The following is a 19,655-nucleotide window of genomic DNA, read 5'->3' as shown; positions in this document are numbered from 1 at the left end:
TGTAAAAAACCAAGGAAAATCACAAAAAGTGGGGTGTTTTGAGGCGGCATTGACTAAAAAATTGGCACAATGGGTGCAATACCTAAAGTGTCCTGTCAATTTTTGAAGCCTCGGAGGCTACTATGAAAACTATACAAGCATACATCGACTCAAAACAACAAGAGTTTATGAATCATCCTTTTTTTGAAGTTCTCACTCATTTAGATAGTTTAGAAGAAATTAGTTATTTTGTTCCTGAATTAACCTTTTGGGCAATGACTTTCCAAGACATCTTGCGCCTCAACGAAGAAAGAGTTACCAATCCTTATTTGAAAAAAGTTGCACGTCACCATCGTCTTGAAGATGCTGGCCATGAAAAATGGTTTTTACATGATAAAAAATACATGGGTGGCTTATGTAATGACAAATCATGTGATAAAGATGACGTAGCTTGGCTTTATAGCAAAGAATCACAACTCACACGAGATGCAGCTTATTCAATCATGTCTGAGATTTATAAAACCGATGACGAGATATTAAATATAGCTCTATTACTTACCCTTGAATCTTCAGGCCATGTGTTCTTTGAGAAAGTCGCTAAGCAAGTCAAAAAAGCGGGTGAGGATCAAAATCTCAAATATTTCTCATCTAATCATCTTGATGTTGAACTTGCTCACGCATTATTTGAAGGTGAAATGGAAAGCAAATTATTCGCAATGCAGGTGCCTATCAATGTAAGGCGTGAGGCTTTAAAGATGATAGACCGTTGCTATGATGCATTCAACAAGATGTTTGATGGATTACTTCTTGCATGTAATCGTCGATTGGAGTTAGCAAAACAAAGGACTCAAAATGCAGCAAACGCCTTGGAGTATGCAGCAAATAAAGCAGTGTGAAAAAGAAACAGGACAAGCGATGCTCAGCGATGAGCATACGCTTGTTTTTTATGCCCAAGATTTTGGAAAGCTGCTGCAATCTAGACCTGCGGCTGTATGCACCCCACCCTCAGTAGAAAAAATTCAATCGGTTGTTCATTATGCGAATCAGCATAAACTTCCTATAACCGTCAGAGGAAATGGTTTGAGTCAAAGTGGTCAAGCTCTTTCTAGCAATGGCTTAACCCTACATTTGGAGCAATTAACCGAGGTGCTTGATAAAGAAACTGAGGCAATTTGGGTTGAAGCCAATACGAGTTGGGCTGATTTATTAGAAGTTTCTTTAAAATCATCACAAATCCCCTATGTGCTTCCCTATAATTGCAATTTATCCATTGCGGGTGTGCTTTCCGCCGGTGGAGTAGGGGCATCATCTTTCAAATATGGTTCTATTACAGCGCATGTAGAAGCGCTTGAAGTGGTGCTGGCTAACGGTGAGATTCGCATCGTTGATTCAAGCTCCCGATTATTTCAAGCCTGTCTTTCGGGGCAAGGACAATTTGCCGTTATTACTAAAGCATGCATCAAACTGCGACCCTGCCAAAAACAAGTAAGAACCTTTTTCTTAACTTACTTGGATAAAGAACAATGGCTGCATGACCTAGCTGAAGTAAAGGCAAAAGCTGATTACATCGAGACCTTTTGTTCGCCTTCTATACAAGGCGCTAAATTAGTTTCAGGAAGACGGGTGCCTTTTGCGCAATGGCTTTTTGCGATTCATGTTTCTATAGAATATGAAAAGGAGGCGCCTGAATTTACAAGTTTTTCTAAAAATCTGAAACCCTGGCAGTTACTGCACAAACAAGATGAGTCCATCCACTCCTATCTTCATCGCCATGATCCGCGTTTTGAAATCATGAAACTGACTGGTCAATGGGATTTATTTCATCCCTGGTACGAATGTTTTATACCTGGTAATATTTTAGCGAATACCCTTGATGAATTATTGGCCGAATTGCCATTACATTATGCGACTGTAGTGCAAATAGTGCCGCTGGCAAACCAGCACCAAACAGGCTTTTTGATGCTGCCAAAGACAAAAGACTTTTTTGCTCTCATGATTTTAAACCCTGGAGTGAATTCCGTATTGCTGCCAAGTTGTTTACAAGCAATAGAAACATTAGATGCACGATTCTTGAAGCAGGGAGGAAAACGTTATCTTTCCGGATATTTAGGCCGCGATTTACCACAAAGTTATTGGGATAATCATTTTGGATCTCTTTATAAAGATTGGATAGCTTTGAAAAAAGAGTTTGACACCCATCATGTTTTTAGTTCATTACTGTACTGTTTTTAATAAGGTTGGCGTCATTGCGAGTATCAGCAACTCAGAGCAGAGTTCTAACAAAGCATCAATCTGGGTTGCTTCACCTTGTTCGCAATAACGAATTAGACACGATATTATTTCTTAGGCTCAAAAGCCATCAAAGTAAAAAGCGTGTTCGTTTTATAACTATCCACATAACGAAACCCCGAAGGTTCGATTGATTTTTGCCATTCACCAATCGTTCGCTGCCGTCCTCCTAGAAGAACCATCATCACAATATCCATGGTTTTATTAGGATGCGGAAGCTCATGATCAGGCAAAACTTGTTCAGCGATAAAAAGGGTTGAATTGCGAGGCATTTGCTTATGGCAATTACTCAAAATATGGTGCATAAATTTGTCATTAAAATCGTGCAGAACTCCTTTAAAAAGGTAAGCATCTGCTTGAGGCACATGAGCAAGAAAATCGCCTGCAGCTAACTCTACATTTGCGGGAAAATCATTCTGATTAAGTTGTTCAATCACAGCGGGTGTGTCAAATAGGGTTAGCTGTAAATCTGGATAGTTATGCGCAAGGGCTTTGATTAATCCTCCGCGCCCGCCTCCCATATCAATGACCTTTGAAAATTGAGAGAAGGGATAGACTTGCGCAATTGCATTGTCGTCAAAGGTGGATAATTTAGCCATTCCTTTGTCAAAATTACTTTGTTTTTCTGGATGTTTGCTTAAATAGCTGAAAAAATCATCGCCATGCTCAAGCGTAAACGCCGAAATACCTGTTTTCAAATTTGCGTCAAGCGAGGAGAATGCTCGCCACCAGCTATCATCGACCATACATAAAACATCGCGAATCGAATTGGCTGCATCGTCACGCAGAGGCATTGACAATTCAGTGAGCGCATAAGCATCATTTTCACGTTTAAAAAGATTATAAGCACTGAGAAATTTTAATAAACGCTCTAATAATTCAGAGTTAGTGCTTGTCATTTCAGCCAAATCGTTTATTTTTGTTGGTTGCAATGACATGTGGTTAGCAAGGCCAAGCTTTGCTACAGTATGGATTGCTCGAGAGACAACGTACCAACGTGACATGATCGCTAGTTGTATATGAGGTTGTTCTTGGTTTACTTGCATGTTGTTTCCTCGAATTGATTGTTATACTCAAGCAGCCTAAGTATTAAGTTGTAGGCAAAAATCATGCTAACTTGAATATTGGAACAATGAAACAGACAAAATTTTTTCTATTAGATTTTAACGAACCCAAAAAATTGGCTGCAAGTCTCGTTTTTTTGTTAGCTTTTTTTGCTTTTATCTGGGAAATTATTTATGGGTTTCGCTCTACTGAACAAGCAAAAATCACCAATCAACCTGCAAAAATCGTCACTCCACAAAATTTAATTCAGCCTAATTCGCCTCTTTTTACTGGCGCGTTATTTGGTGATTATGTGCCAGCGAATTTATCCGATGCTGAGATAAAACAATCCATGCTTGATGTGCAAGTGGTTGGGATCATGTTTTCTGATAAAGAAGAGAATTCACAGGTTATTATTCGAACAAATAACGGAGAAGAAAAATATTACGTTGTGGGTGATACCCTACCTGGGGGGGCTTTAATTAAACATATTTCTGCTCAAGGTGTCGTTGTTTTACATAATGGTGCTCTTGAGAGTTTAAGTTTGCCCAAAAATGAATTAATCTTCGATGGTCCGGCGAAGCCTTTGATTGGGGAATAAAATCTATGCGTTTTGTGTTGCAGCTGGCTTTGTTGTTATGTCTGACCTTGCCCGAAGTGGCTTGTGTGATGAGAATTAGAGATTCCAATTTTAGACAGGGTATAGAATGCTTTCGCGTGCAAAACTATCGAGAGGCTTTTATTCATTTAAAGCCAGAAGCAGATAGAGGGCAGCCCGATGCACAATATGCAATAGGCTATATGTATTATTATGGTCAAGGAGTTATCGAAAACAGAGAGCAGGCTTGGCTTTGGATCAAGCGCGCTGCCAAAGCCGGACAGCCCGATGCAATTAAAGCAGTTAAAATTTTAAGACATCCACCACCACGCAACGTTTCAAAAGATCCTTTGGATGCCTTAATTTATCAAGATGTTCCTGGCGAATATTAAAATTTGGTAATTGCTCAGGTTTCCTAGATTGATATTTATTCGTATCAAATACGGCCTACCCTCGTTAGGAGCTGGATGCACTGATAAGCAATGAGAGCATATAGCAGCAGTAGACGAGAACTAAAACCCCTCCATGCCAACGCGAGATTTTTTGCTTATTGTGATAATTGATCCATAAAAGCACCAAAGTGGTAATAAACATTGCGGGTATATCGCGCCATAAGACAGCGTGACTAATAGCTGCGGGATGAATAAGACTTGGAAAGATCATTACCGCAAGTAAGTTAAACATATTCGAGCCAAGAATATTTCCAACGGCAATGTCGTCAGCGCCTTTCGCGGCAGCTACAATCGAAGTGACCAGTTCAGGTAAACAAGTACCAATAGCGACCACCGTTAACCCCATAAATAAATCACTGACGCCAAGCCAATGACCTAATGCGACGCAACTATTAACTAGATATCGAGAACTAATTGGCAAAACAATGATACCAACAATAAGACTAGTGAGATGAAGCCTAAAAGAACGTTTGCGTAGATTAGCGTTTTTAAACTCCACCGCTAATTGTTTTTGCGGACGATGTTGCCGAGTGAGAAAAATAAAATAAAGAATTAAAGCAATGCATGCTAGCAAAAACAAACAACCATCCAAAACATTAAGATAGCCATTGAGCATTATCGAATAAGTAAAAAGCATCACCAAAAAAAGCAAAGGAAATTCACGGTGAAATAGCGATGATTGTATTTTTAGCGGTTTTAAAAGCGCGGTTAAGCCTAGCACTAAGCCAATATTAGCAATGTTAGTTCCGATTGCATTACCAATAGCAATATCGGTATAACCCTCAATAGATGCACTAATAGCCACCATAATCTCGGGTGCAGAAGTGCCTAAAGCGACCAAAGTTAAGCCTACTAACAAAGGCGGAAGATTGTAATACAGGCCAACACCTGAAGCACCGGAGACAAGATGATTCGCTGACCATAATAAGGCAATAAGACTTAATACAAGGGTTACTATAATCATAATGCCGTATCTCAATAATTATTAGCAGTAGGATAATACTGGATTTAGCTTTTAATACAATAACAAAGCAAGGTTTTTTAGTGTTCAAAATATTTTCATATTGTTGGCTATGTGATATGATGTGAGCATCACAAGATGGAGTCTAGAGATGAATTTTTTCTATTTTAAGCCCGGTTTATTGCCTTCTATGACCAAAATATCAGAGACCCAGGCGTCTAATTCACTTTCCCTTATCTAGTTTAGTATCGCGTCATTACCCATCGCTTTGCTAAATAACTTTTAAGATGATTTATTATGTTTAGCAAACAATACGACCTTTTTCGACATGCCGCATTTAGACACTTCACACTAAGCTGTGCTTTGGCCATGTTTGGTAATGGTCTTACTTACATTATTATGATTTGGGCATTGATGCGCTTTGATGCCTCAGTAGTTTCCACAGCTATTTTAATGGCTTGTTTTTGGCTGCCAAATGTTCTACTTGGTCCATTTCTAGGCGTAATTGCTGATCGCTGGAATCGCAAATTATTATTACTGGTTACAAATGGCTTGCGGGCAATCTGTTTATTTAGTTTCGCCTTTATTGCTTATCAAAATCAAATAAGTCCTTTCGCTATTTATTGCTTGGCCACTGTACTCGGGACTTTATTGGCTGCTTATATTCCAGCAGCGATGACGTTTGTGCGCGAAATTGTTAATACAGAAGATGATTTGCTTTATGCGAATGCTATGGTGGATACGGCTTATGAAATAGGGGCTGTATTAGGAATGGGAGGAGCAGGGTTAATTCTTGCTGGAACTTCTTTTGCCACTTGTTTTGCTTTAAACGGATTAACCTATTTATTTGCTACGCTTTTCCTTTGGCGAATTTCTTATCGAGCGGATAAACAAGAAGAGCAGCGCGAATCTTTTTTCCAACAGTTCTTACAAGGCGGACGTTACATTTTCGAGCGTGTTCCTGTGCTGTTAATTTATTTAATTCAAGGGTTATTCTTTATTTGCTATATGACAGCACCCGTACTGCTCGCTCCTTTCGCAAAATCAGTGCTACACAGTTCTGTAGTGCAATTTGGTTGGCTAGAGGCTATGCTTTCTGCTGGAATTGTAGTGGGTGGATTTTTGAGTCCATGGCTAGCAAGTGTTTTTTCTCTTTTAAGGGTCATTTTTGCTCAAGTTTTAATAGGAATTGTTGCGTTTTACTTATTTAGCCACACTCAGAGTGTATCCTGGGCCATTTTTTATCATTTCTTCATTGGATTTGCCTTTTCTTCTTGGGCATTATTGACAACTCTTGCCCAAGAAATGACGGAGCTTGATTACCAAGGTAGAGTGCAATCATTGTTCAACTCTATGTCGGGAGCGATAATCATTATGTTCTATTATATTTTGGCTCAATGGAAAAATGCGCCTGTGACTCAATTGTATGTAGGTGAGATTTGTTTATTACTCATAGCAGGTGCATTGTTGATAGTCATGGCCATGAATAACCGTCGTGAAGAGGATGAATTAGAGAGCGTGGAGCTATCGTAGCAACTATCTTTGAAAGTCAGTTGCTTGCTTTGATTCAATCATGCAACGTCCAATCTTCAAAAAATTTTTTAAAGACTAAAAAAATGCTTGATGATACTACTCACCGGTTTAGAAAGCCCTAACTCACCAATTTCCGCAGCGGCAAACCATTTACCTGGCTGCTCAGCTATAAGGTTGCTATTGCAGACTGTTTGAAAAGCTAATGCTTTAATGTCTAAGTGAAAATGACTGAAAGTATGTCTCATAGTAAGCAACTCTTGTGCGCCTAGACTATGCACTGCATAATTTTTTTCAATATAATCTTTGGGGCAAGCTTCAACATCTATAGCCGGCAGACACCAAAGTCCGCCCCAAATGCCAGTAGGTGGTCTTTTTTCAAGGTAAATTTGATTTTCCACATTGTGTAACAGCAAAAATTGTTGTTGCTTTATTGGTATGGTTTTTTTTATTTTTTTATGTGGATAGAGCATGACCTTATCTTGGAGTTTGGCTAAACAGGTTTTTTGCAAGGGGCATTGAGTGCAGTTGGGATTTCTAGTTGTACAACAAGTAGCCCCTAGATCCATAATTGCTTGCGTATAATCAGCACAGCGTTCTGTCCTCATACATTGTTCAGCGAAGCGCCACAATTTTTGCTTCACTGCACTCTGTTCGGGCCAACCATCGACTAGGAAATAACGACAGAGTACACGTTTAACATTCCCATCTAATATAGGAGTAGGTTGCTCAAAAGCTTGTGAAGTGATCGCTGCAGCGGTTGATGGGCCAATTCCTGGTAAGAGTAAAAGGGTTGGTAAATGAGTGGGAAATTCGCCTTGATAATTTTCACAAATAATTCTAGCTGTCTTATGGATATTACGAGCCCGACTATAATATCCAAGTCCAGACCATAGCGCTAAAACCCTATCTTCATCAGTATTCGCAAGCTGTTCTATATCAGGAAAATTGCTTATAAATCGATTAAAATAAGGGATGACCGTTTTAACTTGAGTTTGTTGCAACATAATTTCAGAAATCCACACTCGATATGCTGTGCGGGGATGTTGCCAGGGTAAATCTTTGCGACCATAATGATCAAACCAGTTAAGTAAAGGGATTGTGAATTGCTCTTCCAGCATTAATTATTCCTAGACGTTATTTTTATTCGGTATAGGGTTGGGGCTTGGCCTCAGGTATCTTCATTTTTTTTGAACAAAAATAGGTGTTGCTCCAATCAGTAGCTCGATCCGTTCGGGCTGAGTCCTTCGAGAGCCTCAGGACAGGCCTTCGAGACGTCGCTGGCGCTCCTCCTCAGGCTGAACGGTTCAGTAAAACACTGGATTTGCTCGAAATATTATTCCAAAAAAGTGACGATACCTCAGGGCTTAGCCCAACCAGAATTAATAGGATACACCTCATTAGGCAGCAGAGACTTTGTTGGGGTGATGATTGTCTTTATCGTTTTTTCAATTGTTTTCACAGGCTTAGTGAGGGTATTTGCGAACCAAGCTTTGTTAAGTAAAGGGTTAATTTTTTGAAGATCAGGTGAGACCGTTGGTTCGGTTAATGTGCCTTTAACCAGAATCGGGAAATTACCACCTAGCATTAGTTGAATTTTCTCTATTTGGCTATCTTGAGTGATAACTTTTGCAAATAAACGACTATCCAAATTCTCATCTTTTAAATTTAAGTATCCTTCACCTTTTAACTGTAATTTATCAGTTTGTAGAACTAACGAATTACTTTCCAATTTTGAATTTTGTAAAAGATATTGAAAGGTCAGTAAATTAAAACGTGTGCCACCTTTAAAAAACTCGGGATTATTAAATTGCCCTAACTCTAAAACATGCTGCATGTCCGCTTCGTTGGTAGCCAGTAAATTGGCTATCTTATTGTTGGTTTCTTCGATAACTTTATCCAAATTAATGGCTTCAATAATTCCATCTTTAATGGTTAAACTACCGTTTCCAGTGAGGTGATCTAGCCAATCTGGATGTTGTAAATTTGCTTGGGCATGGATTGAAAAATCAAGGCTACCTTTAAATAAGATTTTATTGAATAAATCTTTAATAAGTTTGGAACTTTCTAAATTTGTAGCCGTTTGATTTAGAATAAGTTTTTTACTAGCAAATTCATAATGAAGATCACCAACGGATTCACCATTGTATAAATTAAAAGTTAATGGGTTTAACAATAATACGCCAGGTTTCGTTCTAGTACGCGCGCTAATTTTAGCTATTTTAAAATGCTTTAACCTAGTATTTTGCAAAGATAATTGCCCATCTAAAGGAGTATTTTGCAGCGACATTAGTGGATTAGAGAATAAACTAAGCGATAGACTGGTACTTCCTTTAAAATTAATTTGTGTTTTTAATACCTTTTCTTGCGATTCGGTAATTTCGAGATTGGTTTTAAATTGCAAGGGAAAAGTGGTGTGTTGAAAGTTGAATTGTTCTGCACCAATCTGTAATCCTGAGAGGGTAGTTATTTTTTGATTTTGCTGAATAACCACTTGCCCATGACTTAACATGAAACGCTCTATAGCAAACTGCTCGGCAAGACTATTTTTTACTTCACCACTATTCTCTTTGGGCTTTATAGTTTTGACTGCGGATGAGGTTGCTTCTGGATTGACATAGATTTTAAACCCATCTACATTTAGCTCGTTAAATACCAGTTTTCCACGCAATAAAGGGGTAATTTTTAAGTTAAATAATAAATTTTCTAATTTTGCTGAATAGCTAGTTTGATCCTGCTCGTTTCCAATTAATACTTGGGTGATTTTGATTCCAGGACGCGGAAATACTTGCCAGGATATTTCACCCTCAACCTTAGTTTCTTGCTGGGTTAAGCTACTTAACTGAGAGCTAACATAATTCTTTATAATGTCTGGACTTACGGTCTTTGCGAGAGCCCAAAGAGCAATCATAGTGACTACTAGGAGGGTCAGAAGGCCAACAAGAAGTTTCTTCAGGACTTTCATGATTTGGATAACAACAGGTAAAACGCACAAGCATATAGATAACTAACAGTATGTCAAGTTGTCTGCAAATGAATGGACGTACTCGGTTCTCGCAATCTTCTAGTATACTCAGTTCGCATCTTCTTTATAACTTCAGAAAAAAGCCCTCTCTCACACCGCATTCCCGAATCCTCCAATGGTCGCAGGACCGGTTCTAAATGAAAGAAAATCTTAGGTATAGGAAATAATGTTAGTTTTTTTTGTCAAGTTATTTATCTAAATAAAAAATAAAAAAAGTATCTTGCCATTGTTTTTGGAGAGAGTTAATCTGATAGCCTTCCCTCGAAAAAGTTGGGGAGAAAAGACGTTGATTTTACTTTTCAGTTGTACTCAGGATGAGTCAATAAGATCAAGGAGCGCGTCATGCAATCGAGTCAATGGGAAATTATAATTCTCAAGCCTACCCGTGTTTTTTTGTCTTTTCTTGCAGCGCAATTACCCGACGTTGTATTGCCAGAATTACGTCTGTTACAAATTGATAATACTGCATATGTTATTGCCAAACACAATAATGACGAAGATACACTAAATGAAATTGAGAATCATTTTACCACAATGTTTCGCTATGAAATCAGTCGCTGGTTAGGAGAAGACGCTCGTAATGATATTGAAGGGAGTTTTCTTGATTTTCTATGCTGTTTTAAATTTGAACTACATTCTCACATTGTCTTAATGGAGCCGGCATTAGCTCGGGGACGACAATTATTACGAGTTAAGCCTCGTTCTGTTTTACTGAAATGGCTAAAATCAGCCGTTGAAGAGCAAGTTGATTTTGCAGACGTGTTAGAACGTATTAATTTATCCCATTTGGCTGAAAATGCGACTGTAGTCATAAAAAACTTTAGCAATTTGATGGATATAGAACCCTTTCTTAAGACTAACTATCGACCAATATTTGAAGCCGAAATGCAGCGTATGTGTGATAGAGCTGAGGAATGGCCTATGGTGGATTCTTATCAAACATTTAAACGTTATTTTTCAATAGAAACTCATACTCAATTAGTTCATTTGCACTGAGGATTGGCTTAGCTAATCCATAGTGCTGTTTTTTATCAAAAATTCAGACAGTTAGGCATATTTACTCGCCTTGCTGGCCTGATAAATAGTCCGTTTAATTTCGTACTTCAAATAATTGTACAATTTTTATGTGTCTATTTTGGTTCACTTAAGGCATAATTCATCCAGTTGAGCCATTGTGTGTTCGCAATGATTTTTTCGTGAGCGTTATTTTGCAAAAATAATGTGCGGGAATATAATTGATTGCTTTTTTGTAAAATTGCTAGAATTACTTGTTTATAATCACTTTTTTAGTTTCACTGCAATAAAGCATTATGATTTTAGGTATGGAGTTTCACATGAAATTTAAAGGGTTAGTGTCATTTTTAGTTTGCTGCGCGAGTTTTGTTGCAACGTCTTCTTACAGTGCGACAGTTGATGAATTATTACCTAATGAAAGAAATACAATTGAAATTTTTCAAAAATTTTCTCCCAAAGTCGTTTATGTTCACCGGTTAACAACGGTTATTAATCATTCTTTAGAGCGCACGCAAGTACCAGCAGGTGCGGGCTCAGGAATTATTTGGGATGATCAAGGTCATATAGTAACTAATTTTCATGTGATAAATGGTGCTGATAATTTAGCAATTAGTATTGGAAATATGACAGTACCCGCTAAGGTTATTGGTTCCGAGCCTCGTAAAGATATTGCAATTTTAAAAATCAAATCACCCAAAGCCTTGGGGCTTCTTAAGTCTTTTGTCCCATTTGAATTGGCACGCACTAATGAATTGTTAGTTGGACAAAAAACAATTGCAATTGGTAATCCATTTGGTCTTGATCATAGTTTATCAGTAGGTGTTATTTCAGCATTAGGGCGTCAAGTTCCAGGCGCAGGTGGGGTAGCGATACGAGATATGATTCAGACAGACACTTCTATCAATCCGGGTAATTCCGGAGGTCCTTTATTAGATAGTAAAGGGCGATTAATCGGAATGAATACAGCGATTTATTCTAATTCTGGTTCTTCAGCAGGAGTTGGCTTTGCAGTACCTGCGGATGATATTGCTCGCATCGTCCCGCAAATTATTAAAAACGGTAGGGTAGTGTTATCAGGGATTGGTATACAGTGGGTTGGGCCTAGTATTTCAAAACGTTTTGGGATTGATAAAGGAATTTTAATCGCCGATGTTATACCTAATACACCTGCAGCGCGAATTGGTTTGCGAGGGACTCATCGGGATAGCTGGGGAAGAATACATTTAGGTGACATTATTACCGCTTTGAATGGTCATCCAGTTAAAAACTACGATGCTCTTTATAATTTACTGTCTAATATTAGAGTTGGTGAAGCGATTACTCTGACTGTATTAAGAGATAATAAAGAAACAAATTATAAGATAAAAACGATTGATATTGCTGCCTATTAAGATGAGGTTAATGGGGAACTCTGCCTCATACTAAGTGCTAAGCTAGCTAGGTTGGGCCAAGGCTCAACCTAGCCATCAGCAGAACAAATCTAACAACCATATTCCTTCTGATAAGCGAGCAAGCGCTCAACGTCCTGAAACTGTTCATTTTTTTTCAGATATTCAATCAAATCAAAAAGCGTAATAATTGACAATACTCGAATACCCTGTGCTTCAATCTCCTTGAGGGTGGATTGATTGGTTTGACCGCGTTCACAGCGATCGAGAGCAATCACTACACATTCAAGCTGACCTCCCTGTTCTTTAATCAAGGATTGAGCCTCACGAAAAGCGGTTCCGGCAGTAATGACGTCGTCAATAATGACCGTTTTGCCATGCAGGGGAGCGCCGATGAGTTTTCCACCCTCGCCATGATCTTTTGTCTCTTTGCGATTGAAGGTTACTGTGGTGTTAATGCCTGATTCCGCTAGAGCGACTGCGGTTGCAGTAGCTAAAGGTAGTCCTTTATAGGCGGGTCCGAATAAATGCTCAAAACGAATATTGTTAGTGATTAACGTTTTCGCGTAAAAATATCCCAGCTGTCGTAAAGCTTCTCCTTGATAAAAAAGACCGGCATTAAAAAAATAGGGGCTTTTCCGACCCGATTTTAAAGTAAATTCGCCAAATTTTAAGACTTGGCAATCTAAGGAAAGGCGAATAAACGCTTCTTTAGAAGTATCCATCTAAGCTCCCCAAAAATAATTGAAATCGCTGAGTGCTTAACGATTTTAAAAAAAAATCGTTAACAATCAACAAAAAACTGTTATGCTAATCACATGCTTGGTTGATTCCGGCATTGTGAGGTATCCATTGTAGCGCAAATTTAGCTATGTTTGCGGTACTCTGTTATCAGTTGTCCGCGATTTGAACTAGAATGGATGCTGGAAATGTTCGCTCTACTATTGTAGATGATAGAAGTGTTCGTAAAGGGGATAGTGAATGTCGCAAAGAGAAACTGGCCACGTAAAGTGGTTCAATGAAAAAAAAGGATTTGGATTTATCGTTAATCAACAAGGTGACGATATATTTGTTCATTATAAGGACATACAGGGTGTTGGTTTTAAGACATTACACGAAAATGATCCAGTAACTTTTATCCTCGATAAAGGTCCTAAAGGGTTCAAAGCACAAGATGTTGTTGTCGTTGCTGATGAACAATAATACCTTGTGAAAGTCAGGCATCCCGCCTGACTTCGTGCTTCTATTTTTCTTGACCACCGACTAGCAGAATCGTTATCATCCACTCGTCTTATTCCAGTGTCTTGCTCGAATAGACCACTGGCTCTCGCATAAGTACATCATTTATGAAGAACCCACACATTAGTGATATCAATTTTATATCCAAGCGATTTTATTGTAGCTAGGGTAGGTATCGAATTTAGGTTATTTTCGGGGGAGGTTGGGATGGATTCTAGTCAACGCGTTGCAGTGATCACAGGCGCTGCAAGCGGTATTGGTTTAGCTTTATCTCAGATTTGTTTACAACAAGGTATTCATGTCGTTATGGCCGATAATGCCGTGACCGCGCTTTGCGATAAAGTCGAACAATTGAGTGACCAAGCTAGAGCGGAGGTTTTAGGCGTCGTTTGTGATGTTACTAAACCGGAAAGTCTGAGGCATTTAGCAAAACAAACCTACGAACGGTTTAATCGGGTTGACTGGTTATTTAATAATGCAGGAATTAGTGGGCATCTTGCGCCGATATGGGAATTAACCAGCGAACATATTCGTAGAGTCATGGACATTAATTTGCATGGAGCAATTCATGGTTTGCAAGCGTTCCTGCCCTTAATGTTTAAACAAACACATCGTTCTCATGTGATCAACATGGCCAGTTTTTATGGCTTATGCAGTGGCTCGCAAATGGCAGCTTATGCAATGTCTAAACATGCGCTGGTTGCACTTTCTGAATCGCTTTATTTTGATTTACAGCGTTTAAACAAACCGGTTGATGTGTCAGTAGTTTGTCCTTCTTTTGCCAATACATCTTTGCTTACCAACTCTACTCCTTTACACACCGATAAATTGCATCATATGGTTGCTGAATTGGTAGCGCGTAGCCGCCCTGCGCTTGATGTAGCTGAGCATATCATTCGTGAAGTGAAGAATAATACTTTTTACATCTTACCGGACAGAGAAGTCAAAGATTATTGCGAGCAGCGTGCTAAGGCTATCATCGAGCAGACTGAACCGCATCGACATAGCCTGGAAAAAATTATTGCTTCATTGAGCAAAAGGGCTGTAGAGGATAAAGCGGAGCAGGTTTCCTAATTTGTTCCCCCGCGATGATTGCTAAGCGTAGTCGAACTAGTCGGTGGCGCATCTGGATGACGTGCTCTTGACCCTGAGAAAAAACTGCCATTAGGCACGGGTGCTATTGGGCCTTGAGTCACTTCTTTAGAACCTATTCCCGGATTGACAGATTGTGCTGCTTGCTTTTTCTCTTTCTCCACAAACCTATTTTTTAAATCTCTGTTCAACCTGTTTTGTAAATTTCCTGTTTCCTTTTTTTCCCTCGCCTCATGCTTTTCTTTTTTGTTTTTTTCTTTCCTTCTATCTTTCCCTTTCCCTTTTTCTTGCTCTTTTTCTTTACCCTTATCTTTTTCTTTTTCTTTGCGGTGGAGAGGGTGAAAGATTGAATTTAATATACCTTTCTTTGGTGAAACAGCAGTTGGTGAGGAAGCAGCGGGTAAGGGTAATGAGGCGGGAGCTAGTCTTTTAAACTTTTCGGTTGGCTCGGGTAAGGATTTAGGCTCCTTGCCGAACACATAATCGCGCACAAAATTCATGGTTGAAGTTAGAGTAAAACCACCTCGTTTTGCTTGTTCATAATTTCTTACTTGATTGGCATCCTGATCAGTAGGATCTGACTCTTGGAATTTTTTTGATTCGATGCATACGGCAGCCATCGTTTTTATCATTTGACGATAATCAAACCGAATTTCACCTTCACCGGCTATAGGAGCATAGGAAATATAATCGTCTTGCTCTTCCTTTTTATCAGTGAGCGAAGGAGGGCTTTCGTTTTCTATGACAGTTAAAAACTCACTCTCCTTTTCTTTGTCTTCCAAGCCATCCGCTTTGTTCTGCAAGCTATTATCAGGTTCCTTTCTTATTGAAGGGTGGGGAATCAAATAAAATTCTTCTAGGTTATATGGAAGTAGTTTACGATTTTCTTTAATAGCGAAAAAAGCAGCTAATCCATCCAAAATATCCTTCCTATCATCAAGAAAATAAAAGTGGAACTTATCTTCTGGGTGTTCTGAAGCCATTAGGTGTACTTGTGCAAGAAGAATTGAGAGTTTGCTGCTATCATGTAACCAATCCGGAGGATTTGTCGCGCGAACTCGCTCTTGCACATAGTCTTTTTGGCTTTGATCTAAAAGCGTGAGGGCTTGTTTAAAGGTTTCTCCATCTTCCAAATCATTATAAATATCTGTCAATAAGAGAGGGTGAAACGTAGCTCCTATTTCCTTGCTTAATTCTTGAATTCTTGGATAACAAGAACCATTTTTATTCGCGCCTGAGTTTGCATTGTCGTCCCGGACGGATTGGCGATTTGAATTGATAAAAACATGGGTTTCTTTGTAACGAGGATTGCTGTCTTTTATTCCTTTTATCAAAAGAATGTTCTCAGGGACAGCAAAAATATCATCACAGCCTCCGGGAGCCGTGCTTCCATCCCAGTCAAATGAAAAACCGCGACGTAACGCCATAAAAATCTCAGCTAGTAATTAAGATGCCTCAGTGTATGATAGTTTTGCATATATTTAAAGCAATTTATCTGCTTTTTGTATCATCTGTCTACCTTAGACATTTAACAGGAGTTCGCTAATTGCGCTGAAATTATTTATCAGAGAATTTGACTTCAATCGGCTTTCTGATTACCTTTGCTGGTAAACAAATCAGGAGTTTCATTTTTAATGGCAAGTCTTGCAATATATCTGTTGAATAAGAGAACATTTTTACCCTTATTTTTGACTCAATTTTTTAGCGCTTTTAATGATAATGCGTTTAAATTATCCATGCTAACGTTGATCAGTTATCATTTGAGTACTTCGCAAGGGCAATCAGAATATTATCAAGCTATCGCTGCCGCTTTATTTACTTTGCCTTTTTTTCTATTTTCAGCCACGGCAGGTCAATTAGCAGATAAGTATGACAAAGCGTTGATGACTAAATTAATTAAGTTATTCGAAGTTCTGTTGATGGTTGTTGGCGGTTTTGCACTGAGTCGGGGAAGTATCAGCTTGCTACTGCTTTGTTTAACGGGAATGGGTATTCATTCGACTTTTTTTGGGCCGATAAAATATGCTATTTTGCCAGATCATTTATCTCGAGATCAGTTGCTAGGCGCAACGGCATTAGTTGAGGCAAGTACCTTTTTGGCAATACTTTTGGGCACCACCTTGGGCGCTCTCGCGATTGGGACAACGATAAGCCATGTTAGTTATGCTATTTTGATTACCAATTTAATTGCCCTATTAGGCTTTATGACAAGTTGCTATATTCCTGCGGCTTCATCAAAGAGCAAAAACTTGCAAATAGATTGGAAAATTTGGCGAGCAACTCAAGTGATGTTAAAGGATGTACTAAAGAATGACCGCTTACTTCCAGCCATCTTAGCTATTTCTTGGTTCTGGTTGATAGGTGCAGTAATGTTGACCAAGTTGCCTGATTATACTCGCTATGTATTGGGCGCAGATACTTCAGTATTTGCCGTATTTCTTTCTTTATTTTCCTCGGGTATTGCCTTAGGGGCACTTTCAATTGGTTATTTCTTAGGCAGTAGAATCACTTTACGTTATGTTCCCCTTGCAATGTTGATGTGCTCCTTATTCGCCATTGATTTGTATTTAGCTTCTCCTGTGCTCACTGAAGAAATGCCCCTGCAGACTTTTGGGCAATTTTTCCTAAAGCTATCAAGCCTGCGAATCATATTCGATTTTTTCTTTTTTTCTTTTTGTGCTGGATTGTTTGTAGTACCACTTTATACTTATTTACAAATAAGTAGCGATGAAGGGGCACGGGCACGGACAATTGCCGCTAATAACATTGTCAACGCGTTGTTTATGGTTTGTGGGACTTTTATCGTGGTATTGCTGCTGCATTTAAATGTGGGAATTGCGATGGTTTTCTTTATTTTGGCGGTATTAAATGCAGTTGCCGCGCTAATGTTATGGCTATTATTGACGATGCAAGCCAGAGCTCAATTGGCGTAAGCGTTCGAGTTCCATTAACCCAGGCTTATTTGCACATTTTGCGCGAAAAAAAACTTCGGAAGCCTCGCATACTAACTTATGCTAGGTTTCCGATTTACGCATACTCTCTGAACGGTTATCAATTGGCTAATCGTTCAACCAATCTCTGGGAGGAAGAAAATCAGTATATAAACTTTCTTCTATACTCTCTTTTTCAGGATGCCAATTGTATTCCCAATGAACTTCAGGAGGTAATGACATTAAAATAGATTCTGTCCGCCCCCCTGATTGCAAGCCAAAAAGTGTTCCCCGATCGTAAACTAAATTAAACTCCACATAGCGTCCCCGTCTATAAAGCTGAAACATTTTTTCTCTAGGGCCGTAAGCTAGTTCTTTGCGCTTGATAACGATTGGTTCATAAGCTTTGCTAAAATGGTCACCGATACTTTTCATAAAACCAAAACTGTTAATGAAGCCTTCCTCGTTAAAATCATCAAAAAATAAGCCCCCAATTCCACGGGCCTCTTGTCGATGTTTTAAATAAAAATAATCGTCAGCCCAGGCTTTAAAGCGAGGGTAGAGATCTTTGCCGAAAGGTTCACAGGCTTGATGAGCTACTTGATGCCAGTGTTTACAATCTTCGCGAAAACCATAATAAGGGGTCAAATCAAAACCGCCACCAAACCACCAAATAGGTGGAGTGTTTTCTTTTTCGGCAATAAAAAAGCGCACATTGGCATGAGCGGTGGGAATATAAGGATTTTCAGGATGGATGACAATTGACACGCCTAAAGCACTAAAACGACAACCTGCTAATTCAGTACGATGAGCGGTAGCTGAAGAAGGTAATTGCTCGCCTGATACCTGCGAAAAATTGACACCGGCCTTGGCAAATATTTTTCCCTCATTTAAAATGCGGGTAATGCCGCCACCGCCAAGGGGTCTCGTCCAGCTTTCTTCGCTAAATTGACCTTGGCCATCAATTGTCGATAAAGATTTACAAAGCGTGTCCTGAAGATTGAGAAGATAAGCTTTAACTTGTTCGATGGCATTGTCGGGTAAATCAGTTATTTCTTTTTCCATTACATCCCCCAATCATTGAATCAAAAGGCTAAATCAAGGTTTGGGTGCTATTTTAGCTCAGATTTGTTAATAATAGTAAGAATTATTGTTGTATGGTTGAATTGTGGATCCAAGGCTCATCCTGCAATTACGCCATTAATGATAAATATTGTGAAATATTTAAAATTTCCAAACAATTGGCACAACATTTGCTTTGTTGCAAAGGTCGTTTAAACAGGGAGTAAAAATGGCTTTCGATTTAGATAGTTATCTTGGTATTCATGCTAAAGCATTAATTTTGCGCGATCAGCGTACCTCGCAGCTTGCAAATAATTTGGCAAACCTCGATACGCCGAATTATAAGGCAAGAGATATTGATTTTAATGAGGTGCTAGGGCAGGCCATGTCCTCTTCTTCCCAGCAGTTAGCTACCGATACTCCTAATCATATTAATGGCCAAAGCAATTTTGAAGGTCAACTTAAATATCGTATGCCTAGTCATATGACACTTGATGGAAATACAGTGGATAAAGATCTAGAAACAACTGCCTTTACTAAGAATGCTGTTGCTTATCAGGCTAGCCTAACTTTTCTAGATAATAAAATTAAATCAATGATGACTGCTCTGAAAGGTGAATAAAAATGTCATTAAATAATATATTCGATATTTCTGGTTCAGCTCTTGTCGCTGAAACTGCACGATTAAAAACTAGTGCTTCTAATATGAGTAACGCCGATGTGGTTACTGGCAGCGCTGATGAGGTTTATCGCGCACAATATCCTATTTTTACTGCAGTACAAGAAGAAGCTCAGCAATGGATGGATAGCCAAACAAAAGCTGGTGTTGCTTTATCCGGTGTTTATGAAAGTAATACGGATGCTGTTAAGCGTTTTGAACCTAATCATCCTCTAGCTGATAAAGAGGGTTTTGTTTATGCGCCAAACATTAATTCAGTAGAGGAAATGGCTAACATCATCTCTTCTTCTAGAGCGTATGAGATGGGTGTTAGTGTGCTTAATACCACAAAACAATTAATACAAAGAACACTTCAGTTAGGTGAGTAAGGAGC

General features: G+C 38.9%; 19 protein-coding genes. 12 read left to right on the top strand and 7 right to left on the bottom strand.

Annotation, left to right across the window (positions count from 1 at the left end):
- Positions 1-122 precede the first annotated feature (122 nt).
- Together Ldro_RS09515 and Ldro_RS09510 are read left to right on the top strand one after the other, a co-directional pair.
- Positions 123-875 (top strand): hypothetical protein, encoded by a 753-nt coding sequence (locus Ldro_RS09515; protein WP_058496192.1) that lies wholly within the window; start codon positions 123-125, stop codon positions 873-875.
- On the top strand, positions 832-2,211 hold the full coding sequence (locus Ldro_RS09510) for an FAD-binding oxidoreductase (RefSeq protein WP_058496191.1): 1,380 nt from the start codon (positions 832-834) through the stop codon (positions 2,209-2,211). The genes Ldro_RS09515 and Ldro_RS09510 overlap by 44 nt, the downstream gene beginning before the upstream one ends.
- A 104-nt stretch (positions 2,212-2,315) precedes the next feature.
- On the opposite strand, the gene Ldro_RS09505 is transcribed toward Ldro_RS09510, so the two are convergent.
- On the bottom strand, positions 2,316-3,314 hold the full coding sequence (locus Ldro_RS09505; protein WP_058496190.1) for a methyltransferase: 999 nt from the start codon (positions 3,312-3,314) through the stop codon (positions 2,316-2,318).
- 86 nt (positions 3,315-3,400) lie between these two features.
- Here Ldro_RS09505 and Ldro_RS09500 point away from each other — a divergent pair, with 86 nt between their 5' ends.
- A complete protein-coding gene (locus Ldro_RS09500; RefSeq protein ID WP_058496189.1) occupies positions 3,401-3,913 on the top strand; it encodes a type II secretion system protein N in 513 nt (170 codons plus the stop codon).
- A gap of 68 nt (positions 3,914-3,981) precedes the next feature.
- Positions 3,982-4,302, top strand: coding sequence for a tetratricopeptide repeat protein (locus Ldro_RS09495; RefSeq protein ID WP_338011195.1), 321 nt, complete (start codon positions 3,982-3,984; stop codon positions 4,300-4,302).
- A gap of 64 nt (positions 4,303-4,366) precedes the next feature.
- Here Ldro_RS09495 and Ldro_RS09490 read toward each other — a convergent pair whose 3' ends face one another.
- Positions 4,367-5,326 carry a calcium/sodium antiporter gene (locus tag Ldro_RS09490; protein ID WP_058496188.1) on the bottom strand — a complete coding sequence of 320 codons (960 nt, stop codon included), beginning with the start codon at positions 5,324-5,326 and terminating at the stop codon, positions 4,367-4,369.
- Between the two features lie 294 nt (positions 5,327-5,620).
- Here Ldro_RS09490 and Ldro_RS09485 point away from each other — a divergent pair, with 294 nt between their 5' ends.
- Positions 5,621-6,856, top strand: coding sequence for an MFS transporter (locus tag Ldro_RS09485; protein ID WP_058496187.1), 1,236 nt, complete (start codon positions 5,621-5,623; stop codon positions 6,854-6,856).
- A gap of 68 nt (positions 6,857-6,924) precedes the next feature.
- On the opposite strand, the gene mutY is transcribed toward Ldro_RS09485, so the two are convergent.
- The gene (mutY, locus tag Ldro_RS09480) at positions 6,925-7,974 is read right to left on the bottom strand and encodes an A/G-specific adenine glycosylase (protein WP_058496186.1); all 1,050 of its coding nucleotides are present in this window, start codon (positions 7,972-7,974) and stop codon (positions 6,925-6,927) included.
- Positions 7,975-8,213: 239 nt separating this feature from the next.
- Positions 8,214-9,818 carry an AsmA family protein gene (locus tag Ldro_RS09475; protein WP_083497948.1) on the bottom strand — a complete coding sequence of 535 codons (1,605 nt, stop codon included), beginning with the start codon at positions 9,816-9,818 and terminating at the stop codon, positions 8,214-8,216.
- A 402-nt stretch (positions 9,819-10,220) separates the two neighbouring features.
- On the opposite strand from Ldro_RS09475, the gene Ldro_RS09470 reads away from it, so the two are divergent.
- Positions 10,221-10,874 (top strand): hypothetical protein, encoded by a 654-nt coding sequence (locus Ldro_RS09470; protein WP_058496184.1) that lies wholly within the window; start codon positions 10,221-10,223, stop codon positions 10,872-10,874.
- Positions 10,875-11,212: 338 nt separating this feature from the next.
- Entirely contained in the window at positions 11,213-12,283 is a 1,071-nt protein-coding gene (locus tag Ldro_RS09465; RefSeq protein WP_131764302.1) for a S1C family serine protease, read from the top strand.
- A gap of 89 nt (positions 12,284-12,372) precedes the next feature.
- Here Ldro_RS09465 and pyrE read toward each other — a convergent pair whose 3' ends face one another.
- Positions 12,373-13,005 (bottom strand): orotate phosphoribosyltransferase, encoded by a 633-nt coding sequence (gene pyrE / locus Ldro_RS09460; RefSeq protein WP_058496182.1) that lies wholly within the window; start codon positions 13,003-13,005, stop codon positions 12,373-12,375.
- A gap of 256 nt (positions 13,006-13,261) precedes the next feature.
- On the opposite strand from pyrE, the gene Ldro_RS09455 reads away from it, so the two are divergent.
- Positions 13,262-13,483, top strand: a complete 222-nt coding sequence (locus Ldro_RS09455) for a cold-shock protein (RefSeq protein ID WP_058496181.1) — start codon at positions 13,262-13,264, stop codon at positions 13,481-13,483.
- A gap of 243 nt (positions 13,484-13,726) precedes the next feature.
- Positions 13,727-14,593, top strand: coding sequence for an SDR family NAD(P)-dependent oxidoreductase (locus Ldro_RS09450; RefSeq protein WP_058496180.1), 867 nt, complete (start codon positions 13,727-13,729; stop codon positions 14,591-14,593).
- On the opposite strand, the gene Ldro_RS09445 is transcribed toward Ldro_RS09450, so the two are convergent.
- Positions 14,590-16,038, bottom strand: coding sequence for a hypothetical protein (locus tag Ldro_RS09445; protein WP_058496179.1), 1,449 nt, complete (start codon positions 16,036-16,038; stop codon positions 14,590-14,592). The genes Ldro_RS09450 and Ldro_RS09445 overlap by 4 nt on opposite strands.
- Before the next feature lie 207 nt (positions 16,039-16,245).
- Here Ldro_RS09445 and Ldro_RS09440 point away from each other — a divergent pair, with 207 nt between their 5' ends.
- A complete protein-coding gene (locus Ldro_RS09440; RefSeq protein ID WP_058496178.1) occupies positions 16,246-17,544 on the top strand; it encodes an MFS transporter in 1,299 nt (432 codons plus the stop codon).
- A gap of 126 nt (positions 17,545-17,670) precedes the next feature.
- Here the strand turns inward: Ldro_RS09440 and hemF are convergent, their stop codons facing one another.
- Positions 17,671-18,606, bottom strand: coding sequence for an oxygen-dependent coproporphyrinogen oxidase (gene hemF / locus Ldro_RS09435; protein ID WP_058496177.1), 936 nt, complete (start codon positions 18,604-18,606; stop codon positions 17,671-17,673).
- A gap of 226 nt (positions 18,607-18,832) precedes the next feature.
- Between hemF and flgB the strand changes: the two genes are divergently transcribed.
- Positions 18,833-19,225: a flagellar basal body rod protein FlgB gene (gene flgB / locus Ldro_RS09430; RefSeq protein WP_058496176.1), complete on the top strand. Its 393-nt coding sequence runs from the start codon at positions 18,833-18,835 to the stop codon at positions 19,223-19,225.
- Positions 19,226-19,227: 2 nt separating this feature from the next.
- Complete coding sequence (gene flgC / locus Ldro_RS09425) at positions 19,228-19,650, top strand: flagellar basal body rod protein FlgC (RefSeq protein ID WP_058496175.1); 423 nt, start codon at positions 19,228-19,230, stop codon at positions 19,648-19,650.
- The last annotated feature ends 5 nt before the right edge of the window (positions 19,651-19,655 follow it).

Origin of the sequence: Legionella drozanskii LLAP-1 (assembly GCF_001467585.1) — a bacterium.
Classification (GTDB): Bacteria; Pseudomonadota; Gammaproteobacteria; order Legionellales; family Legionellaceae; genus Tatlockia; species Tatlockia drozanskii.
This window is presented reverse-complemented; position numbering and strand designations above follow the sequence as displayed.